Annotated in this window: 22 protein-coding genes; 20 read left to right on the plus strand and 2 right to left on the minus strand. The window is 37.7% G+C overall.

Going from position 1 to position 21,085, the window contains the following annotated elements; all coding sequences use genetic code 11:
- Nucleotides 1–10 precede the first annotated feature (10 nt).
- The 9 genes from gyrB to H7N67_RS00115 all read left to right on the plus strand — a co-directional run bounded on the left by gyrB (nucleotide 11) and on the right by H7N67_RS00115 (nucleotide 10,312).
- Nucleotides 11–2,332 (plus strand): DNA topoisomerase (ATP-hydrolyzing) subunit B, encoded by a 2,322-nt coding sequence (gyrB, locus tag H7N67_RS00075; RefSeq protein WP_187938644.1) that lies wholly within the window; start codon nucleotides 11–13, stop codon nucleotides 2,330–2,332.
- A gap of 43 nt (nucleotides 2,333–2,375) precedes the next feature.
- The gene (locus tag H7N67_RS00080; protein WP_187938775.1) at nucleotides 2,376–3,368 is read left to right on the plus strand and encodes an adenine methyltransferase; all 993 of its coding nucleotides are present in this window, start codon (nucleotides 2,376–2,378) and stop codon (nucleotides 3,366–3,368) included.
- On the plus strand, nucleotides 3,355–4,110 hold the full coding sequence (locus tag H7N67_RS00085) for a R.Pab1 family restriction endonuclease (protein WP_187938645.1): 756 nt from the start codon (nucleotides 3,355–3,357) through the stop codon (nucleotides 4,108–4,110). Before H7N67_RS00080 ends, H7N67_RS00085 begins: the two co-directional genes overlap by 14 nt.
- A 214-nt stretch (nucleotides 4,111–4,324) precedes the next feature.
- Nucleotides 4,325–5,545, plus strand: a complete 1,221-nt coding sequence (csd3, locus tag H7N67_RS00090) for a peptidoglycan DD-metalloendopeptidase Csd3 (protein ID WP_187938646.1) — start codon at nucleotides 4,325–4,327, stop codon at nucleotides 5,543–5,545.
- Nucleotides 5,545–6,180: an NUDIX hydrolase gene (locus tag H7N67_RS00095; protein WP_187938647.1), complete on the plus strand. Its 636-nt coding sequence runs from the start codon at nucleotides 5,545–5,547 to the stop codon at nucleotides 6,178–6,180. The genes csd3 and H7N67_RS00095 overlap by 1 nt, the downstream gene beginning before the upstream one ends.
- A gap of 10 nt (nucleotides 6,181–6,190) precedes the next feature.
- On the plus strand, nucleotides 6,191–7,540 hold the full coding sequence (gene pgbA, locus H7N67_RS00100; RefSeq protein WP_187938648.1) for a plasminogen-binding protein PgbA: 1,350 nt from the start codon (nucleotides 6,191–6,193) through the stop codon (nucleotides 7,538–7,540).
- 4 nt (nucleotides 7,541–7,544) lie between these two features.
- Nucleotides 7,545–8,924 (plus strand): glycolate oxidase subunit GlcD, encoded by a 1,380-nt coding sequence (gene glcD, locus H7N67_RS00105; RefSeq protein WP_187938649.1) that lies wholly within the window; start codon nucleotides 7,545–7,547, stop codon nucleotides 8,922–8,924.
- Nucleotides 8,925–8,946: 22 nt separating this feature from the next.
- Nucleotides 8,947–9,711 carry a 4-hydroxy-tetrahydrodipicolinate reductase gene (dapB, locus tag H7N67_RS00110; protein WP_187938650.1) on the plus strand — a complete coding sequence of 255 codons (765 nt, stop codon included), beginning with the start codon at nucleotides 8,947–8,949 and terminating at the stop codon, nucleotides 9,709–9,711.
- 430 nt (nucleotides 9,712–10,141) lie between these two features.
- The gene (locus tag H7N67_RS00115) at nucleotides 10,142–10,312 is read left to right on the plus strand and encodes a hypothetical protein (protein ID WP_000849513.1); all 171 of its coding nucleotides are present in this window, start codon (nucleotides 10,142–10,144) and stop codon (nucleotides 10,310–10,312) included.
- Between the two features lie 252 nt (nucleotides 10,313–10,564).
- On the opposite strand, the gene glnA is transcribed toward H7N67_RS00115, so the two are convergent.
- On the minus strand, nucleotides 10,565–12,010 hold the full coding sequence (gene glnA / locus H7N67_RS00120; protein WP_187938651.1) for a type I glutamate--ammonia ligase: 1,446 nt from the start codon (nucleotides 12,008–12,010) through the stop codon (nucleotides 10,565–10,567).
- Between the two features lie 234 nt (nucleotides 12,011–12,244).
- Between glnA and H7N67_RS00125 the strand changes: the two genes are divergently transcribed.
- The 6 genes from H7N67_RS00125 to csd6 all read left to right on the plus strand — a co-directional run bounded on the left by H7N67_RS00125 (nucleotide 12,245) and on the right by csd6 (nucleotide 17,200).
- The gene (locus H7N67_RS00125; RefSeq protein WP_042636874.1) at nucleotides 12,245–12,550 is read left to right on the plus strand and encodes a hypothetical protein; all 306 of its coding nucleotides are present in this window, start codon (nucleotides 12,245–12,247) and stop codon (nucleotides 12,548–12,550) included.
- 429 nt (nucleotides 12,551–12,979) lie between these two features.
- A complete protein-coding gene (rplI, locus tag H7N67_RS00130; RefSeq protein ID WP_001922295.1) occupies nucleotides 12,980–13,429 on the plus strand; it encodes a 50S ribosomal protein L9 in 450 nt (149 codons plus the stop codon).
- Nucleotides 13,430–13,432: 3 nt separating this feature from the next.
- A complete protein-coding gene (gene hslV, locus H7N67_RS00135; protein ID WP_000461011.1) occupies nucleotides 13,433–13,975 on the plus strand; it encodes an ATP-dependent protease subunit HslV in 543 nt (180 codons plus the stop codon).
- Nucleotides 13,975–15,306 (plus strand): HslU--HslV peptidase ATPase subunit, encoded by a 1,332-nt coding sequence (gene hslU / locus H7N67_RS00140; protein ID WP_187938652.1) that lies wholly within the window; start codon nucleotides 13,975–13,977, stop codon nucleotides 15,304–15,306. Before hslV ends, hslU begins: the two co-directional genes overlap by 1 nt.
- Nucleotides 15,306–16,211 carry a GTPase Era gene (era, locus tag H7N67_RS00145; protein ID WP_187938653.1) on the plus strand — a complete coding sequence of 302 codons (906 nt, stop codon included), beginning with the start codon at nucleotides 15,306–15,308 and terminating at the stop codon, nucleotides 16,209–16,211. Before hslU ends, era begins: the two co-directional genes overlap by 1 nt.
- Complete coding sequence (csd6, locus tag H7N67_RS00150; protein WP_187938654.1) at nucleotides 16,208–17,200, plus strand: cell shape-determining L,D-carboxypeptidase Csd6; 993 nt, start codon at nucleotides 16,208–16,210, stop codon at nucleotides 17,198–17,200. Before era ends, csd6 begins: the two co-directional genes overlap by 4 nt.
- An 86-nt stretch (nucleotides 17,201–17,286) precedes the next feature.
- On the opposite strand, the gene H7N67_RS00155 is transcribed toward csd6, so the two are convergent.
- Nucleotides 17,287–18,153 carry an SEL1-like repeat protein gene (locus tag H7N67_RS00155; protein ID WP_187938655.1) on the minus strand — a complete coding sequence of 289 codons (867 nt, stop codon included), beginning with the start codon at nucleotides 18,151–18,153 and terminating at the stop codon, nucleotides 17,287–17,289.
- A gap of 99 nt (nucleotides 18,154–18,252) precedes the next feature.
- Between H7N67_RS00155 and H7N67_RS00160 the strand changes: the two genes are divergently transcribed.
- The 5 genes from H7N67_RS00160 (at nucleotide 18,253) to cag3 (ending at nucleotide 21,081) form a co-directional block, all read left to right on the plus strand.
- The gene (locus H7N67_RS00160; protein ID WP_232256501.1) at nucleotides 18,253–18,408 is read left to right on the plus strand and encodes a hypothetical protein; all 156 of its coding nucleotides are present in this window, start codon (nucleotides 18,253–18,255) and stop codon (nucleotides 18,406–18,408) included.
- Nucleotides 18,409–18,493: 85 nt separating this feature from the next.
- Complete coding sequence (gene cag1 / locus H7N67_RS00165; protein WP_001925654.1) at nucleotides 18,494–18,841, plus strand: cag pathogenicity island protein Cag1; 348 nt, start codon at nucleotides 18,494–18,496, stop codon at nucleotides 18,839–18,841.
- A 15-nt stretch (nucleotides 18,842–18,856) separates the two neighbouring features.
- Nucleotides 18,857–19,015, plus strand: coding sequence for a cag pathogenicity island protein (locus H7N67_RS08105; protein WP_077644408.1), 159 nt, complete (start codon nucleotides 18,857–18,859; stop codon nucleotides 19,013–19,015).
- Nucleotides 18,984–19,643 carry a topoisomerase DNA-binding C4 zinc finger domain-containing protein gene (locus tag H7N67_RS00170; protein WP_187938656.1) on the plus strand — a complete coding sequence of 220 codons (660 nt, stop codon included), beginning with the start codon at nucleotides 18,984–18,986 and terminating at the stop codon, nucleotides 19,641–19,643. The genes H7N67_RS08105 and H7N67_RS00170 overlap by 32 nt, the downstream gene beginning before the upstream one ends.
- On the plus strand, nucleotides 19,636–21,081 hold the full coding sequence (gene cag3 / locus H7N67_RS00175) for a type IV secretion system outer membrane cap subunit Cag3 (protein ID WP_187938657.1): 1,446 nt from the start codon (nucleotides 19,636–19,638) through the stop codon (nucleotides 21,079–21,081). Before H7N67_RS00170 ends, cag3 begins: the two co-directional genes overlap by 8 nt.
- Nucleotides 21,082–21,085 lie beyond the last annotated feature (4 nt).

A 21,085-nucleotide genomic window follows, 5' to 3' on the forward strand; every position in this document is an offset into this window, starting at 1 on the left:
GCTTGATTGAATGCAAAATTACCAGAGCCATAGTATTAAGGTTTTAAAAGGCTTAGAGGGGGTTAGGAAACGCCCTGGAATGTATATTGGCGATACCAATGTGGGTGGGTTGCACCACATGGTGTATGAAGTCGTGGATAACGCTGTAGATGAGAGCATGGCGGGTTTTTGCGATACAATTAATATCACTTTGACTGATGAGGGTTCATGCATCGTAGAAGATAACGGGCGAGGCATTCCTGTAGATATCCACCCCACGGAAAAAATCCCCGCTTGCACCGTGGTTTTAACGATTTTGCATGCGGGGGGCAAGTTTGATAATGATACTTATAAAGTTTCAGGCGGTTTGCATGGCGTGGGCGTTTCGGTTGTGAACGCTTTGAGCAAGCGCTTGATTATGACCATTAAAAAAGAGGGTCAAATCTACCGCCAAGAGTTTGAAAAGGGTATCCCCATTAGCGAGCTTGAAGTCATTGGCAAAACCAAAAGCGCTAAAGAAAGCGGCACGACTATTGAATTTTTCCCTGATGAAAGCGTGATGGAAGTCGTTGAATTTCAAGCGGGTATTTTGCAAAAGCGCTTCAAAGAAATGGCGTATCTTAACGACGGCTTAAAAATTTCTTTCAAAGAAGAAAAAACCCAACTGCAAGAGACTTATTTCTATAAAGACGGCTTGAAACAATTCGTTAAAGACAGCGCTAAAAAAGAATTGCTCACCCCCATTATTTCGTTTAAAAGCATGGATGAAGAAACGCGCACTTCTATAGAGGTCGCTTTAGCGTATGCTGATGATTACAATGAAAACACTTTAAGCTTTGTGAATAACATTAAAACTTCTGAGGGCGGCACGCATGAGGCGGGCTTTAAAATGGGCTTGTCTAAAGCGATTTTACAATACATTGACAATAATATTAAAACTAAAGAGTCGCGCCCCATTTCTGAAGACATTAAAGAGGGTTTGATCGCTGTTGTGAGCTTGAAAATGAGCGAGCCTTTGTTTGAAGGGCAGACTAAATCCAAACTCGGCAGTTCGTATGCGCGCGCGTTGGTTTCAAAATTAGTCTATGATAAAATCCATCAGTTTTTAGAAGAAAACCCTAACGAAGCCAAAATCATTGCCAATAAAGCCCTACTAGCCGCAAAAGTCAGAGAAGCCAGCAAGAAAGCCAGAGAGCTTACAAGGAAAAAAGATAATTTGAGTGTCGGCACTTTGCCTGGAAAATTAGCCGATTGCCAGAGCAAAGACCCTTTAGAGAGTGAAATCTTTTTAGTGGAGGGCGATAGCGCGGGCGGGAGCGCTAAACAAGGGCGCGATAGGGTTTTCCAAGCGATCTTGCCCTTAAAGGGTAAGATTTTAAATGTGGAAAAAAGCCATTTGTCAAAGATCCTAAAATCAGAAGAAATTAAAAACATGATCACGGCTTTTGGGTGCGGCATTCAAGAGAGTTTTGATATAGAAAGATTGCGCTATCATAAAATCATTATCATGACCGATGCTGATGTGGATGGGAGCCATATCCAAACCTTGCTGATGACTTTTTTCTATCGTTATTTACGCCCACTGATTGAACAAGGGCATGTTTATATCGCTCAAGCCCCTCTTTACAAATACAAGAAGGGCAAGACAGAAATTTATCTTAAAGACAGCGTCGCTTTGGATCATTTTTTAATTGAGCATGGCATCAATTCGGTGGATATTGAAGGGATTGGCAAGAACGATTTGATGAATTTGTTAAAAGTGGCGCGCCATTACCGCTATGCGCTTTTGGAATTAGAAAAACGCTACAACTTGCTAGAAATTTTACGCTTTTTGATTGAAACTAAGGACGCCTTAAGCCTTGATATGAAAGTTTTAGAAAAAAGCATTTTGGAAAAATTAGAGGGCTTGAATTATCAGATCTTACGCTCTTTTGTTACTGAAGAAAGCTTGCATTTGCACGCGCAAACCCCTAAGGGTTTGGTGGAATTTAATTTAGATGACAACCTCTTTAAAGAAGTGTTGTTTGAAGAAGCGAATTACACTTACCAAAAGCTTATGGAATATAATTTAGATTTCTTGGAAAATAAGGATATTTTGGCGTTTTTAGAAGAAGTGGAAAATCACGCTAAAAAGGGAGCGAATATCCAGCGTTATAAGGGGCTAGGCGAGATGAACCCTAATGATTTATGGGAAACGACCATGCATAAAGAAAACCGCAGTCTCATCAAACTTAAAATTGAAGATTTGGAAAAAACCGATGCGATCTTTTCGCTTTGCATGGGCGATGAAGTAGAGCCTAGAAGAGCCTTTATCCAAGCGCATGCTAAAGATGTGAAGCAACTAGATGTTTAAGGTTTTGATTAGAACCCCCAAGCATTTAACCAAACAAGAGAGCGTGAATTTAGGGGCTTACTACACGCCCCCTTATTTAGTGGATTATGCTTACAAGCTTTTAAAAAAGCATGTTGGTATTGAAAACTACACGCTTTTAGACACCGCATGTGGTAATAGAGAGTTTTTAAAACTCAAACACCCTAAAAAAATAGGAGCGGATATTGACCCCAAGTGTGGTGCTTTAATAATAAACGCTCTAGTTAATCCTAAAAGAGAAAATTATGGCATTAGCCAAGATGAGCCTTTAATCGTCGTGGGAAATCCCCCCTATAACGATAGAACTTCTTTTATCAAACAAGATATTAAAAATAAAGATTTCATTTTTGAGATAGACAACGATTTGAAATCTAGGGATTTAGGGATAAGTTTTTTAAAATCTTTTGCAATTTTAAAGCCGGCGTTTATTTGCGTGTTACACCCTTTATCTTACCTCATCAAAGAAGCTAATTTTAAGCAATTAAAGCTATTTAAGGATCATTACAGGCTTTTAGACGCTTTAATTGTTTCTTCTAAATCTTTCACTAAAAGTAACGAATTTCCTATTGTGATAGCTTTATATGAGCGAGGGCGAATGGACTATGCAAATATTAGGCGTTTTATTTTTCCAACTGATTGCGATACGACTCTGTGCTTAAACGATTTTGACTATATAGCCAATTATGTGGATAAATACCCTAACGCTAAAAAGGTTGGGGCATGCGTGGGCTATTTTTTCCCTATGCGAGACATCAACGCCCTTAAACGCAACAAAACCTTTTTAAACGCGCCAAGCGAAAATGCGGTGCGTATCAGTCAAGATAAATTGATTTATTACCAATATATCCATTATTTTAAGGAAATCGCCCCTAAAATCCCTTATTATTTTGGTAATTTGGATATTATTATTGACAATTTCGCTTTTTTAAAAATTAAAGACGCTTTTTTAAAAGATAAAAGAGTGCGTTTAGAATATTTTAAAAAATTGTTTCAAGGACACCCTTGTGAGTTTGATTAAGATTGATGATGATAAAAAAGCGATTGAGGTTTCTATTCCTTTAACTTCCATTTCAGGCAAAGCGCGTATGAAAATCAGACATGCCTTTAGCGATTATGGCATTTCAACAGCGACCAGAAAAATCCCTTTTAGCTTAAAGCATTATGTAGAGTGGCAAATCGGCTATGATGTCCCCATTAAAGATAAAGAAAAATTTGAACTCACTACCCTAAAAGATGAAAAATATCATTTTTTAGGGGCTAATAATAAAGTAAAAACTCTTTATGAATTGAGTGAAATAATCTATTACGCTAAGCAATTAGGTTTAATCAGTTTAGAAAATTTAGAAAATATTTTAAAATATTTAGAAAAACAAAAACAATTCATAGAAGATAATTTCACGATTACAAGAGAAAGATTCAGATTACATCAATTTGGTGACATGGATTTTGAACTCTCACGCATTTCTTATCCTTTACTCATTCATTCTTTTGATGATAATCAGTTGAGCGAAATTGTTATTAGGGAACAACAATATGACTCTAAAACCCAAGCCATGCTGTATTTTTGCTTTTCTATTCTGGAGTTAAAAACCGCTACACCCTTATTAAATAGGACCGCTGCCCTCAAAGAACACGCTCTTTTAACTATCCATAAAACCAACGCTCCCATGTTTTTAGAAATGCTTAAAATTTTTGGACTTTTAAGCCAAGCGCACCATAACGATGTGTTAAAGATTTTAGAAAAAATACTTGAAAATTAATTAACGATACAAATTGTTAAAAAGAGAATGAATATCTAACGCTATAAGGTCTAGGCGAGATAAACCCGTTTATGGGAAATAACCATTCATCAATAAAAACGCGCTTCATAAAGCCATAAAAACAAGGCTAGGCTTTAAACTTGTATCGTTTTTCTTTAATGGCTTATGTTATACTAATAAAATACAGATTTGATTGAAGGCATTAAACGACTGCATGGTATTTTTTCATAAGAAAATTATTTTAAATTTTATCTATTCTTTAATGATTGCTTTTTTATTCCATTTATCCTATGGGGTTCTTTTAAAAGCCGATGGAATGGCTAAAAAGCAAACTTTATTGGTGGGCGAAAGGCTTGTGTGGGATAAGCTCACGCTGTTAGGGTTTTTAGAAAAAAATCGTATCCCTCAAAAACTCTACTACAACCTAAGCTCTCAAGATAAAGAATTGAGCGCTGAAATCCAAAGCAATGTGACCTACTACACTTTAAGAGATGCAAATAACACGCTCATTCAAGCCCTTATCCCTATAAGCCAGGATTTGCAAATCCATATCTATAAAAAAGGGGAGGATTATTTTTTAGACTTTATCCCCATTGTTTTCACTCGTAAAGAAAAAACTTTGCTTCTTTCCTTACAAACTTCGCCCTATCAAGATATTGTCAAAGCCACCAATGACCCCCTTTTAGCCAACCAATTGATGAACGCGTATAAAAAAAGCGTGCCTTTTAAACGCTTAGCAAAAAACGATAAAATCGCTATCGTTTATACAAGAGATTATCGTGTGGGGCAAGCGTTTGGCCAGCCGACTATTAAAATAGCCATGATTAGCTCTCGCTCTAGCCAATACTATCTTTTTTCCCATTCAAACGGGCGCTATTATGACTCAAAAGCGCAAGAAGTGGCAGGGTTTTTATTGGAAACCCCGGTGAAATACACCCGCATTTCTTCGCCTTTTTCGTATGGGAGGTTCCATCCTGTCTTAAAAGTCAGACGGCCTCATTACGGCGTGGATTATGCGGCTAAACATGGCAGCTTGATTCATTCTGCTTCAGATGGCCGTGTGGGTTTTATAGGGGTTAAGGCGGGGTATGGGAAGGTGGTTGAAATCCATTTGAATGAATTGCGCTTGGTGTATGCTCACATGAGCATGTTTGCTAAGGGGTTAAAAAAAGGATCATTCGTTAGAAAAGGGCAAATCATAGGAAGAGTGGGAAGCACCGGTTTAAGCACCGGACCGCATTTGCATTTTGGCGTGTATAAAAACTCCCGCCCCATTAATCCTTTAGGCTATATCCGCACCGCTAAAAGCAAATTGCACGGCAAGCAAAGAGAGGTTTTTTTAGAAAAAGCTCAGCATTCTAAGCAAAAATTAGAAGAACTTTTGAAAACCCATTCCTTTGAAAAAAATTCATTTTATCTTTTAGAGGGTTTTTAATGTCTTATTTTAAGAATGCTTTCAATCAAAAATCTTTAATAGACGATTCCAGTGTGTATTTAGAGCCTTGTTCTGGCTCTAATTTCATAGAATTAAAACGCATGCATTATAATGAAGAGAATACTAAGAAAACATGGGATATCATTAAGTCTTTAGACAGCGTGGCGGTTTTACTCTATGAAAAAGAATCCGATTGTTTTGTGATTGTGAAACAATTCCGCCCAGCCATTTATGCACGCCATTTTCATTTTAAACATGAAATTGACGGATACACTTATGAATTGTGCGCGGGGCTTGTGGATAAAGCTAATAAGAGTTTAGAAGAAATCGCTTGCGAAGAAGCGCTAGAAGAATGCGGTTATCAAATTAGCCCTAAAAATTTAGAAACCATAGGCCAATTTTATAGTGCGACTGGGTTGAGCGGGAGTTTGCAAACGCTCTATTACGCTGAAGTGTGCACGCATTTGAAAGTTTCAAAGGGTGGGGGGATTGATGCCGAAAAGATTGAAGTGCTGTTTTTAGAGCGATCAAAAGCTTTTGATTTTATAATGGATTTTCAATACGCTAAAACCACCGGATTGTCTTTAGCCATTTTATGGCATTTAAAAAAATTTAAAAATATTAAAAATGTTTAAAAGGAATTTTATGTTAAGGCTTTTGATAGGACTTCTTTTAATGAGTTTTATAAGCTTGCAATCAGCCTCTTGGCAAGAACCCTTAAGAGTGAGTATAGAATTTGTGGATTTGCCTAAAAAAATCATTCGTTTTCCAGCTCATGATTTGCAAGTGGGGGAGTTTGGTTTTGTCGTTACTAAACTTTCAGATTATGAAATCGTTAATTCTGAAGTGGTCATTATTGCCGTTGAAAATGGAGTCGCAACGGCTAAATTCAGAGCGTTTGAATCTATGAAACAAAGGCATTTACCCACTCCAAGAATGGTCGCTAGAAAGGGCGATTTAGTCTATTTTAGGCAATTCAACAACCAAGCGTTTTTAATCGCTCCTAATGATGAACTCTATGAGCAAATCAGAGCGACTAATACTGATATTAATTTTATTAGTTCTGATTTGTTGGTTACTTTTTTGAACGGGTTTGACCCAAAAATCGCTAATTTAAGAAAAGCGTGCAACGTTTATAGCGTGGGGGTGATTTATATTGTAACCACGAACACGCTCAATATTTTAAGCTGTGAGAGTTTTGAAATTTTAGAAAAAAGAGAGCTGGATACAAGCGGTGTTACTAAAACTTCTACGCCGTTTTTTTCTAGGGTTGAGGGCATTGATGCAGGCACGCTAGGGAAACTTTTTTCAGGCAGTCAATCTAAAAATTACTTCGCTTACTATGACGCTTTAGTGAAAAAAGAAAAACGCAAAGAAGTGAGGATTAAGAAGAGGGAAGGAAAGATTGATTCTAGAGAAATTAAACGAGAAATCAAGCAAGAGGCCATTAAAGAGCCTAAAAAAGCCAATCAAGGTGCAGAAAACGCTCCCACTTTAGAAGAGAAAAACTACCAAAAAGCAGAGCGCAAACTTGATTCTAAAGAAGAAAGGCGCTATTTAAGAGATGAAAGGAAAAAAGCCAAAGCCACCAAAAAGGCTATGGAATTGGAAGAAAGAGAAAAAGAGCATGATGAAAGAGACGAGAGAGAGACTGAAGGAAGAAGAAAAGCTTTAGAAATGGATAAAGGCAATGAAAAAGTCAATGCCAAAGAAAATGAGCAAGAAATCAAGCAAGAAGCCATTAAAGAGCCAGATAATGGAAATAACGCCACCCAACAAGGCGAAAAACAAAACGCTCCTAAAGAGAACAACGCTCAAAAAGAAGAGAATAAACCAAATTCTAAAGAAGAAAAACGTCGCTTGAAAGAAGAAAAGAAAAAAGCCAAAGCCGAACAAAGAGCGAGAGAATTTGAACAAAGAGCGAGAGAACATCAAGAAAGAGATGAAAAAGAGCTTGAAGAAAGAAGAAAAGCTTTAGAAATGAATAAGAAGTAAGCCCATGTTAGAGAAGCAACACATCCAATACTTTAAAAACCTGGTAGGGGGAGAGGATTTTTTCACTGATTTAGCGCATTTGAACGCTTATTGCTATGATGCTACTAAAGAAAGGCATTTGCCTAGTGGTGTGATTTTCCCTAGAAACGAGCAAGAAATCAGCCAGATTTTAAAATATTGCAACGAGCATCGCATCATTGTTGTGCCTAGGGGGGCTGGGAGCGGTTTTACAGGGGGGGCGTTGAGCGTGAGTGGGGGGCTAGTTTTAAGCGTGGAAAAACATTTGGATAAGATTTTAGAGATTGACACTAAAAATTTAATCGCTAGAGTTGAGCCGGGCGTGATTAATAAGCATTTCCAAAACGAAGTGGAAAAATTGAATCTCTTCTACCCCCCAGATCCAGCGAGTGAGAGTCAAAGCACTTTGGGGGGGAATGTCGCTGAAAATGCCGGTGGCATGCGTGCGGCTAAATACGGAATCACTAAAGATTATGTCATGGCTTTAAGGGTGGTTTTAGCGAATGGTGAAATCATAAGGGCAGGTAAAAAAACGATCAAAGATGTCGCCGGCTTTAATATCGCAGGGCTGATGATCGCTAGTGAGGGGTGTTTGGGCGTGATTTCTGAAATCACTTTAAAACTTTTAGCCAAACCGCCCCTAAAACAAAGCGCGATGGGGGTTTTTAATCATATTGAAGACGCCATGAACGCTGTTTATAAGACAATGAGCAGCGGCGTTACGCCTGTGGCGATGGAATTTTTGGATAATTTGAGTATTAAAGCGGTTGAAGAGCGATTTTCTAAAGGCTTACCCAAAGACGCTGGAGCGATACTCATCACTCAAGTGGATGGCGTGGTGAAAGAACAGATCGCATGGCAACTCAATGAAATAGAAAAGCATTTTAAAGCCAATGGTTGCGTGGGTTTTAAGATCGCTCAAAACGAACAAGAAGAGCAGGATTTATGGTTTTCAAGGCGTAACGCTTCTCAAAGTATTAGCGTTTATGGTAAAAAGAAATTGAATGAAGACGTAACCGTTCCTAGAGCGAGTTTGCCGAGTTTGTTACAAGAAGTCGCCAAAATCAGCCAAAAATACGGCTTTAAAATCCCTTGCTTTGGGCATACGGGCGATGGCAATGTGCATGTGAATATCATGTTAGAAGATCCTAAAAGGGATTTAGAAAAAGGGCATCAGGCTATGGAAGAGATTTTTCAGGTCGCTATCAGTTTGGAGGGGACTTTAAGCGGGGAGCATGGTATAGGCTTGTCTAAAGCCAAATTCATGCCTTTAGCGTTTAATACTAGTGAAATGGAGCTTTTTAGGAACATTAAAAAAGCTCTTGATCCTAATAATATTTTAAACCCTTTTAAAATGGGGTTGTAAAGTTTAAAAGCAAGGAAAGCGCATGGAAGTTGGTGTTTATGGGGCGAGCGGTCGTATAGGGAAATTACTTTTAGAAGAATTAAAAGGGGGGTATAAGGGATTAGAGTTATCTAGCGTGTTTGTCAGGCAAAAATGCGAAACGGATTTCAGCTCTTTTTCACACGCCCCTTTAGTAACCAATGATTTAAAAGCGTTTGTGAGAGCTTGCGAATGCGTGATTGATTTTTCTTTACCTAAAGGCGTGGATAATTTGCTAGAGGCTCTTTTAGAATGCCCTAGAATTTTAGTTTCTGGCACGACCGGTTTAGAAAAAGAAACGCTAGAAAAAATGCAAAAATTAGCTTTAAAAGCGCCGCTTTTGCACGCGCACAACATGTCTCTTGGGATTATGATGCTCAATCAATTAGCCTTTTTAACTTCTTTGAAATTAAAAGATGCGGATATTGAAATTATAGAAACGCACCACAATCTTAAAAAAGACGCCCCGAGCGGCACGGCGTTGAGTTTGTATGAAACTTGTGCTAAGGCTAGGGGGTATGATGAAAAAAACGCCCTCATCACTCACAGAGAAGGTTTGCGCTCTAAAGAAAGCATTGGTATAGCCGCTTTAAGGGGGGGCGATGTCGCCGGGAAGCACACGATAGGGTTTTATTTAGAGGGTGAATACATAGAGCTTAGCCATACGGCGACTAACCGATCTATTTTTGCTAAAGGGGCTTTAGAAGTGGCCCTGTGGCTTAAGGATAAAGCCGCTAAAAAATATGAAATCAACGAGATGTTTGGTTGAATGTTTTAATTCTTTTTGTATAAATAATTCACGCTTTTACGATGAAATATTTCCCCTTTTTAGCCTTACTAAAAGGTTTTTACTATACTATAAGGGATATTGCTAACGATTAAGCTGTATTGGAAGAGTTTATTTTGCAAGAATTAATCTTGCCTTGTGTGATTAGTAACACAAGGCAAGTGTGGTAAACCCTACTACAATTTCAATTCAAGGAGCCTAACTAAAATAAAAGGAGAAATTTTAGTTAGGGCTTTATTATAGCAAAAATTATCAAGGATTGCAAAGGGTAGCGTTTCTGGTTGGGATTTAGGGCGTTATTTTGATTGTTTTGAGTTTCATTTACTTTTTGTTTCATAATAAATCTTAACTATCATAGACGCATGATTAAAGTATGTAAGTTATTAAAAATTTTAAAACAAAAGGATATAAAATGAAAACCATTAGAAATAGCGTGTTCATTGGAGCGTCTTTACTTGGCGGTTGTGCTAGCGTTGAAACTCGTTTTGACGCTTTGCGTGTTGCTTGCGTTAAAAACGCTGTTATAGAGAAAGAAGCGCACCACACACCCAAAGATTTTAGTAGTCCTTACCACACTGACTAAACCGGCACTGGGTTTTAGGCGGGTTTAGTTGGGGGTTTTAGGGGTGTTATTTCAAATGCTCTCTGTCCCCTTAAAAAATGAGTTTTGCATAAAAAATAAAGTTAAAAACCCCATTGTTAAAGATCAAAGAGCCTTAAGTAAGGCTTATCCAAAAAGCAAAGAAAATCAATTTTTCCAACCACTTTTTTAAGAACAAGGCATTTTTGCCCTATTCTAAATTGTTAAAATGGGATTATTGATTTGCTCATTGTTTTAGCATGAATAAGTGGTGATAAATTCAAAAGGATGGGGTTTGCTCTCCCATGGGAACACTTCAGCGTTGAATTTAAGAGACTGATAAGCTTGAATAAATTCTTCGCTAAAGACCTGACCCTCTTTTAAATACTGCTTATCGGCTAGCATTTCTTCTAACGATCGCCTTAAAGTGTGGGGCATTTGTTTGATACCTTTTTCCCTAATTTCATCTAAAGTCAATTTGAAAAGGTTAATATCCATCGCTTCGCCGGGATCAATCTTATTTTTAATGCCATCAATGCCCGCCATTAAAATAGCCCCAAAAGCCAGGTAGGGGTTTGATGAGCTGTCAGGAAACCTGAATTCAAACCTCGCGCTGTTTTTAGAAATCCCATAAGGGATACGCACGCTCGCGCTCCTGTTATTAGCCGAATAGGTTAAAATAGATGGGGCTTCATAGCCAGGAATTAGGCGTTTGTAAGAATTAGTGGAAGCGTTAGTGAAAGCGGCCAACCCTCTAGCGTGGCGCAACACGCCCCCTAAAAAATGCAAGGCAAACTCGCTCAAGCCCTTGTAAGTTTCGCCGCTAAAAAGGTTTTCGTTGTTTTTCCAAACGCTCACATGGGTGTGCATCCCGCTCCCGTTATCCCCATATAGGGGTTTTGGCATGAAAGTGGCGGTTTTCCCGTTTAAATGAGCGACCATTTTAACCACATATTTGAGTTTTTGGACATTATCAGCGGCTTCCACTAAATCCCCAAATTTCACGCCCACTTCGCCTTGTGCTTGCGCGACTTCATGATGGACGACAAAAGTTTCTAGCCCCACTTGGTTTAAGACTTTCACAATTTCAGTGCGAATATCCATCATCGTATCCGTTGGCGGCACAGGCATATAGCCCCCTTGCTTGCCCGGTCTGTGCCCAAAATTCACGCCATTTTCAAAGCTCTTATCCCTATTCCATTCGCCCTCTTCGCTATCCACTTCGTAGTATTGGGAATTGGAAGCGTCTTTAATCTTAATGGAATCAAAGATGAAAAATTCGCTCTCTGCGCCAAAATAAGCCACATCGCCCAAACCTGAATCTTTTAAATGTTGTAAGGCTTTTTTAGCGATACTTCTAGGGCATTTCTCATAAGGCTGGTTTTTATACACATCATACACATCGCAAAACACGACCACGCTCACATCCGCGCTAAAAGGGTCAATGAAATAACGCACCAAATCAGGGGTTAAAATCATATCGGAGTGTTCAATGCCTTGCCAGCCTTTAAAAGAACTCGCATCAAAAGGAATCCCCTCTTTAAACATGCCATGCGTTAAAGCCCCAAAAGAATAAGCGATGTGATTCCAAGTGCCTTTAATATCGCTGAATCTAAAATCCACAAATTCCACTTCATTTTCTTTGCAAAATTCAAAAAATTCTTTGATTTTGCTTTCACTATTTTGAGTTCTTACTATCATTAACCACCTTTAATTGTTATGAATTGAGTTTGATTGATAGGGGTGATTATAGCATTTATGGGGTAAAAAAGTAAAATTGACGCCCTAAATTTTTAGAGACTAAAAACCACCTTTTTTAAAATTTTGGCATTTTGTTTCTTTTTTGTGGTATCATTCATTAACTAGTTATATAGGTATAACTAGCCATATCCTAGAAATGGGGTATTACTTTAAATTTCATAAAGGATAAATATTATGAAAAAAACTAAAGATAACTTCACTGTTTTAGATGGCGTTTTCTACGATAGGAACGGCAACCGCTTGCATGGTGCTGCCGAACAACTTTGTAGAGCCAAACACGAATATGGTGGTATTAGGCCGGCTTTAGATCAGAATGAAGAACTTAAAGAAGTGGTTTATTATTCAGCTTCCCTAATTCATGAACAAGATAAAAAAATCCAACATCAAGATAAAGAGATCCAGCATCTAAAGAATATTTTGGGAAGTGTTCTTCCTGCTTTAAATCTTAACATTCCTAGCCTAGATTTCAATGAAAGGTAGGAAACCGCTCTTGCATCCACATGGGTGCAAGTTAGTCAAGGCAACTAGCTTTTATGGTTAAAAAATGCCTTTAAAGGTTTTTAAATTAATGTTTTTATTGGATATGGAGTTTTTACTTTGGCTCTGCTCCAATCAAGCCTTGATAATAAAATTTAAATTAAATATACGGAGAGTTTGAATTTAATTTAGCCAAGCGATAACTTCTTAGAGCATTCTTAGGGTTTTTGGGGGATTTTGAGAGGGGGATTATTTCAAAATACCCAACTACCCCCTTAAAGTTTTATAAAAGCATCATTGAAAAAGCTTAAAAACCAATTTCTTTCAAAAAAATTAAAAAAGTTTTAGCGATCAACATTTGATGAGAATAGAGCCTTTTTTAATTATAAAAAGAGTATAATTACAAATTACTTACAACTTAAAGGGGATATGATGAAAGTTCTATTATTAGAAGATGTGAAAAATTTAGGCAAAGCGGGTGAAGTGTGTGAGGTTAAAGATGGCTATGGGAATAACTTTTTAATCGCTAACCAAAAAGCCAAACTCGCCACTAACGAAGTGATCAACAAATATAAAGCTGAAGTTAAAAAGAAAGCGGAAAAAGAAGCCCTAGAAAAGGCGCAAAAATTGCAAATGGTAGAAACCTTACAAACCATCACGCTGACTATCCATAAAAAAGTCGGCGCGAACGGCTCTTTATTTGGAGCGATCACTAAAGAAGAGATCACGGAGCGTTTGAAAGAACAGCATGCGAGTTTAAATTTAGATAAAAAAGACATTGAGCTCAAACACCCGATTAAAAGCACAGGGATTTATGAGATTGAAGTCAAGCTTGGATCGGGGATTGCGGGCACGTTTAAAATTGATGTGGTGGCTGAGTAGAAAATGTTTGAAGCGACGACGATTTTGGGCTATAGAGGGGAATTTGACAATAAGAAGTTCGCACTCATTGGAGGCGATGGGCAGGTAACTTTGGGTAATTGCGTAGTCAAAGCCAATGCGACAAAAATCAGGAGCTTGTATCACAACCAGGTTTTAAGTGGGTTTGCCGGTAGCACTGCGGACGCTTTTAGTTTGTTTGATATGTTTGAACGCATTTTAGAGAGCAAAAAAGGGGATTTGTTTAAAAGCGTGGTGGATTTCAGCAAAGAATGGCGCAAGGATAAGTATTTACGCCGACTGGAAGCGATGATGATCGTTTTAAACTTCGATCATGTTTTTATTTTGAGCGGCACGGGCGATGTTTTAGAAGCTGAAGACAATAAGATCGCCGCTATTGGGAGTGGGGGGAATTTTGCTTTGAGCGCAGCTAGGGCTTTGGATCATTTCGCTCATTTAGAGCCAAGAAAACTCGTAGAAGAGTCCTTAAAAATCGCAGGGGATCTTTGCATTTACACCAACACGAATATTAAAATTTTGGAGCTTTAATGTCTAAATTGAATATGACCCCAAGAGAAATTGTCGCTTATTTAGATGAGTACATCATTGAGCAAAAGGAGGCTAAAAAGTCTATCGCTATCGCTTTAAGGAATCGTTACAGGCGTTTGCAACTGGAAAAATCCTTACAAGAAGAAATCACGCCTAAAAACATTTTAATGATTGGCTCTACTGGCGTGGGTAAAACTGAAATCGCAAGAAGAATGGCAAAAATCATGAAACTCCCCTTTGTGAAAGTGGAAGCGAGCAAATACACAGAAGTGGGTTTTGTGGGGCGCGATGTGGAGTCTATGGTAAGAGATTTAGTCAATAACAGCGTGCTTTTAGTGGAAAATGAGCATAAAGAAAAATTAAAAGACAAGATTGAAGAGGCGGTTATAGAAAAAATCGCTAAAAAACTCTTACCCCCTTTGCCTAGTGGCGTGAGCGAAGAGAAAAAACAAGAATACGCTAACAGCCTTTTAAAAATGCAACAAAGGATCGCACAAGGCGAGTTGGATAGTAGAGAAATTGAAATTGAAGTGCGTAAAAAAAGCATAGAGATTGATTCCAATGTGCCGCCTGAAATTTTAAGGGTTCAAGAAAATTTGATTAAGGTTTTCCATAAAGAACAGGATAAAGTCAAAAAAACTTTAAGCGTTAAAGAGGCTAAAGAAGCCCTAAAAGCAGAAATTAGCGACACGCTTTTAGATGGCGAAGCCATTAAAATGGAGGGTTTGAAGCGCGCGGAAAGTTCAGGGGTGATTTTTATTGATGAAATTGATAAGATTGCTGTCAGCTCTAAAGAAGGAAGCCGTCAAGATCCCAGTAAGGAGGGGGTTCAAAGGGATTTGTTGCCGATTGTAGAGGGGAGTGTGGTGAATACGAAGTATGGTTCTATTAAAACAGAGCATATTTTATTCATTGCGGCAGGGGCTTTTCATCTTTCTAAGCCGAGCGATTTGATCCCTGAATTGCAAGGCCGTTTCCCTTTAAGGGTGGAGTTAGAGAATTTAACCGAAGAAATCATGTATATGATTTTAACCCAAACTAAAACCTCTATCATCAAGCAATACCAAGCCCTTTTAAAAGTGGAGGGCGTAGAAATTGCGTTTGAAGACGATGCGATCAAAGAGTTAGCCAAACTTTCTTATAACGCCAATCAAAAAAGCGAAGATATAGGCGCTAGAAGGTTGCACACCACCATTGAAAAAGTGCTAGAAGACATTAGTTTTGAAGCGGAGGATTATTCGGGGCAATGTATCACTATCACTAAAGAATTGGTTCAATCCAAGCTAGAGGATTTAGTGGCTGATGAAAATTTAGTGAAGTATATTTTATAATGAAAACTAAGGCGGGCTTTGTAGCTCTTATAGGCAAACCAAACGCTGGAAAAAGCACTCTTTTAAACACTCTTTTAAACGCTCATTTAGCCCTTGTTTCGCATAAGGCTAATGCGACCAGAAAATTGATGAAATGCATCGTGCCTTTTAAAGACAAAGAAGGGTATGAGAGCCAAATCATTTTTTTAGACACTCCAGGGCTCCATCATCAAGAAAAATTACTCAACCAGTGCATGCTCTCACAGGCTTTAAAAGCGATGGGCGATGCTGAATTGTGCGTTTTTTTGGCTTCTGTGCATGATGATTTGAAAGGGTATGAAGAGTTTTTTAGTTTGTGCCAAAAACCCCATATCTTGGCTTTGAGTAAGATTGACACAGCCACGCATAAGCAGGTTTTACAAAAATTACAAGAGTATCAAAAATATTCATCGCAATTTTTAGCTCTAGTGCCTTTGAGTGCGAAAAAATCTCAAAATTTAAACGCGCTTTTAGAATGCATCAGTAAGCATTTAAGCCCTAGCGCATGGCTTTTTGAAAAGGATTTGATGAGCGATGAAAAAATGCACGATATTTATAAGGAAATCATTAGGGAGAGTTTGTTTGATTTTTTGAGCGATGAAATCCCCTATGAAAGCGATGTGATGATTGATAAATTTATAGAAGAAGAACGCATAGACAAGGTGTATGCGCACATTATCGTAGAAAAAGAAAGCCAAAAAAAAATCGTGATAGGCAAAAACGGGGTGAATATCAAACGCATCGGGACTAACGCGCGATTAAAAATGCAAGAAGTGGGCGAAAAAAAGGTTTTTTTAAACTTGCAAGTGATCGCTCAAAAATCATGGAGTAAGGAAGAAAAGAGCTTGCAAAAACTGGGTTATATCCATCAAAGGAAAAGGGATTGAAAAAAATATTACCGGCTCTGTTAATGGGGTTTGTGGGATTGAATGCTAGTGATCGTTTGTTAGAAATCATGCACCTTTATCAAAAACAAGGCTTGGAAGTGGTGGGTCAAAAGTTGGATTCTTATTTAGCGGATAAATCTTTTTGGGCAGAAGAGCTTCAAAATAAAGATACGGATTTTGGCTATTATCAAAACAAGCAGTTTTTATTTGTAGCGGATAAATCCAAGCCCAGTTTGGAGTTTTATGAAATAGACAACAACATGCTTAAAAAAATCAACAGCTCTAAAGCTCTTGTAGGCTCTAAAAAGGGCGATAAAACTTTAGAGGGCGATTTGGCCACGCCCATTGGAGTGTATCGTATCACGCAGAAATTAGAGCGCTTGGATCAATATTATGGCGTTTTGGCTTTTGTAACGAATTACCCTAATTTGTATGATACCTTGAAAAAACGCACCGGGCATGGCATTTGGGTGCATGGAATGCCTTTAAATGGCGATCGGAATGAATTGAACACCAAGGGCTGTATTGCGATTGAAAACCCTATTTTAAGCTCTTATGACAAAGTGTTAAAAGGCGAAAAAGCGTTCCTCATCACCTATGAAGACAAGTTTTTCCCAAGCACCAAAGAAGAATTGAGCATGATTTTAAGCTCCCTTTTTCAATGGAAAGAAGCTTGGGCTAGGGGCGATTTTGAACGCTACATGCGTTTTTATAACCCCGATTTCACTCGCTATGACGGCATGAGTTTTAACGCTTTTAAAGAGTATAAAAAAAGGGTGTTTGCAAAAAATGAAAAAAAGAATATCGCTTTTTCTTCTATCAATGTGATCCCTTACCCCAACTCTCAAAACAAACGCTTGTTTTATGTGGCGTTTGACCAAGATTATAAAGCCTACCAGCATAACAAGCTCTCTTATAGCTCCAATTCTCAAAAAGAACTCTATATAGAGATTGAAAACAATCAAGTGTCTATTATAATGGAAAAATAAGAAAAATAAGGCTCTGTTTTAATGAGGGTAATCTAAGCGGATTTTTCTAATCCATTCAGTCAAGCCTAAACAAGTTTGATGAAAAACTACAGAGCTTCCATGGCTTTTTCATAGCCAAATTCTGCGGATTTTTGCAGGAATTTTTTAGCCCTGTCCTTTTTCTTTTTGGTGCCAAGCCCTTCTTTATAAGCGATCCCAATCCTATAAAGGATCTCCCCCATTTGTTGTTTGAGTAAAGTAATATTGCTTGAAATTTCAGCAATGTCTTCCCAAAGAAGTGTCCTATCTTTGATTTGAGTGGATTTCTTAACAAGTATTCCAAACTTCTTTCCAAATTTTATAGGATTCGCACTCAAACCTGAAAGATCAATGAATCGCGATCCAATAAGCATACTAGTGAACACAAGGTTTGGTAATCTAAAATTGTTAGCAAAATAATTTGTGCTTTTATTAGAAAACATGCGAACCACATGCCTGTAAGTCTTAAGCGCTTGTTTCAAATCCTTTTTCATCCCTAAGCCTTGCGCTTGCATGCGTCCTAAAATAAGAGCGCCCCCTAACAACCCGCTCCCATACCCTTTGATAGCGTTTTGTGCATAGAATTGCGCTTTTTTGTAATCCACTTTCACGCCCTTTCCCTCCAAATACATTTTGGCTAAATAAACGCTGCCAAGCCCAATGCTGTATTCTTGCGCCAATTTAAAATCTTTAAAGGCTTGTTTGTATTGACCTTGATTAAAATGGTCTAAACCATTTTCAAAATAATATGTCTTATGATTTCGCGCAATTTCATCCCACGGATTTCGCCACTGATTTTGTGCATTTTCATCCCAATCATTATCTATGCTAATATATTCATCAGCTATACAAAGTGAAAACGGCAACAATAAACCCAATAAAAGCAAGAAAGGTTTTAAAAAAGAGAGGGTAGTGCGATAAAAATCTTCAAACATGTCAGATCCTTTTACAATTTGAGCCATTCTTTAGCTTGTCTTTCTAGCTAGATCACAAGCGAACTTTCAAAGCAATTTGAATGGATAGCAGTTGAAGACTTGCAAACAAAGAACATGACAAGAGCTAAACTCAAAGCTAAACTTAAAAATGTCAAACAAAAGAGCAAGCTTAATCGATCTAACTTAAACGCTTCATTCTATCAAATCATCTCTTTTTTAGATTGCAAACAACAGCATAATAGCGACAAACAATAGGGAGATGGCTTCATATTTTTTGCTATAATAGCATGAATTTGTTTCATAGTAACAAATTGAGAATATACCTTATGGAGGTAACACTATGGCTGACACAATCAATACAACTGAAACAACCCATGAAACAAAGAAGCCAAACGCTTTTGTAAATTTTTTCAAAAACAGTTTGACTGATAAGCGTTATGATTCATTAGGTCTCATTGGAGCAGGGGTTTTATGTTGTGTCTTGAGCGGTGCTATGGGGATTGTTGGGATAATCTTTGTCGCAATAGGAATCTTTTTGTCTTTTTCTAATATCAACTTAGTGAAATTAGTTGAAAAATTGTCCAAAAAACAACCTAAAGCGGCCACAACTGTCAATAACGAAACCCAAAAATCTCAAGCAGCAAGCGTTACCAACGAACCAACTGAAGCTAAAGAGACTAAAGATTGAGGCAGAACAACGATTTTGACTGAAGAAAGAATAAGGGAAAATCTCACAAATTTAGGTGTTTTGGTGGTTTGTTACTCACTGCATGACTTGCACAAGCAACCTATAAATTCTTTTTTTAGATTTAAGAGTAGTTATTTGCAATATGAGTCTAGCTACGAGTTACAATGTGAGTAATAATTTTTCTAAGTTCAATATTAAGAGAGTCAGAGGATATTTGATTTGTCTTGTTTGTAACACACCTAAAATGATACAAAGAGGATTGAATGGTATCTCATTTTATGGTTGCTCTGATTATGCAAATAAAGGCGACTGTAAGGGCGTTTTACGAGAAATAAATGGCTCAATGAAAATGGTCTGCTTGCATTGTAAAAACACGCCCATAATGGAAAAAGTAGAAAGTGGTAGGGGAGGAGCTTACGCTTGTAAGAATTGCAACAGGAAGTTTTACTTTATCGATCTTGCAAAACAAAATGAACGAAAAAAAGATTTAGAAAAAGAAAAAAAAGAATTGCTTAATAAGACTGAAAAGCAAAAAATCAAACGCCTTGAGCGTTTCATTTTGGCTGGTGTAAAAGCTAATATTAAAGAAAATTCTTTTTTCTTAGGATGTAAAAATTATCCTAAGTGCGAATGGACTGCTAGTATGGATTCACAAGATCTTAAATGTCTCAAATGCAACAGATTAATGAAAAGAAAAAAGAATTTCAAAAACAATGAGTTTTTTACAGCTACATCGCTTACCTTAAATGCAATAGAATTTTGTCTCCATATTAATCTGAAAAAAAAGGAAACCAATGTTTAGAAAACTAGCAACCTCTGTATCGCTCATGGGCTTACTAATCTCCAACGCTCTTTATGCTAAAGAAATAAGTGAAGCCGATAAGGTCATTAAGGCCACTAAAGAAACTAAAGAGACCAAGAAAGAGGCTAAACGCCTCAAAAAAGAAGCTAAACAGCGCCAACAGATCCCTGATAATAAGAAACCTCAATATGTCTCTGTTGATGACACAAAAACTCAAGCGCTTTTTGATATATACGACACCTTGAACGTGAATGACAAAAGCTTTGGGGATTGGTTTGGTAATAGCGCTTTGAAAGACAAAACTTATCTCTACGCTATGGATCTATTGGATTATAACAACTACTTATCCATAGAAAACCCTATTATCAAAACAAGAGCGATGGGGACTTATGCGGATCTGATTATCATCACAGGTTCGTTAGAACAAGTCAATGGGTATTACAATATTCTAAAAGCGCTCAACAAACGCAACGCCAAGTTTGTGTTAAAAATCAATGACAAACTGCCTTATGCTCAAGCGACTTTTTTGAGAGTGCCAAAAAGAAGCGATCCCAACGCCCACACGCTTGATAAGGGAGCGTCAATTGATGAAAGCAAGCTTTTTGAACAACAAAAGAAAATGTATTTCAACTACGCCAACGATGTGATCTGCAGACCCAACGATGAAGTGTGTTCGCCCCTAAGAGATGAAATGGTAGCTATGCCCACTAACGATAGCGTTACTCAAAAACCCAATATCATTGCTCCTTATAGCCTGTATAGACTAAAAGAGGCAAATAACGCCAATGAAGCCCAACCATCACCTTATGCCACTCAAACCGCTCCTGAAAACAGCAAAGAGAAGCTCATAGAAGAGCTAATCGCCAACTCCCAACTCATAGCCAATGAAGAAGAGAGGGAAAAGAAACTCTTAGCAGAAAAAGAAAAACAAGAGACTGAATTGGCTAAATACAAACTCAAAGACTTAGAAAATCAAAAAAAACTAAAAGCTTTAGAAGCAGAGTTGAAAAAGAAAAACGCTAAGAAACCTAGAGTAGTGGAAGTGCCTATTTCTCCTAAAACAAGTGATTCTGATGAAACAATGAGAGTTATCAAAGAAAAAGAAAACTATAATGGATTATTAGTGGATAAAGAGACCACGATCAAAAGAAGCTATGAGGGGACTTTGATCAGTGAAAATTCTTACAGCAAAAAAACACCCATCAACCTTGAGGACTTGAGAAGATTAGAAGAAGAAATTAAGAGCTACTATATCAAGTCTAATGGCTTGTGTTACGCTAATGGCATTAGCCTCTATGTAAAAATCAAAAATGATCCCTACAAAGAGGGAATGCTGTGTGGTTATGAGAGCGTTCAAAAACTGCTTTCACCACTAAGGGACAAGCTCAAATACGACAAGCAGAAGTTACAAAAAGCGTTACTGAAAGATTCAAAGTAAGTTA

Origin of the sequence: Helicobacter pylori (genome assembly GCF_014498195.1) — a bacterium.
GTDB classification, from domain to species: domain Bacteria; phylum Campylobacterota; class Campylobacteria; order Campylobacterales; family Helicobacteraceae; genus Helicobacter; species Helicobacter pylori_DO.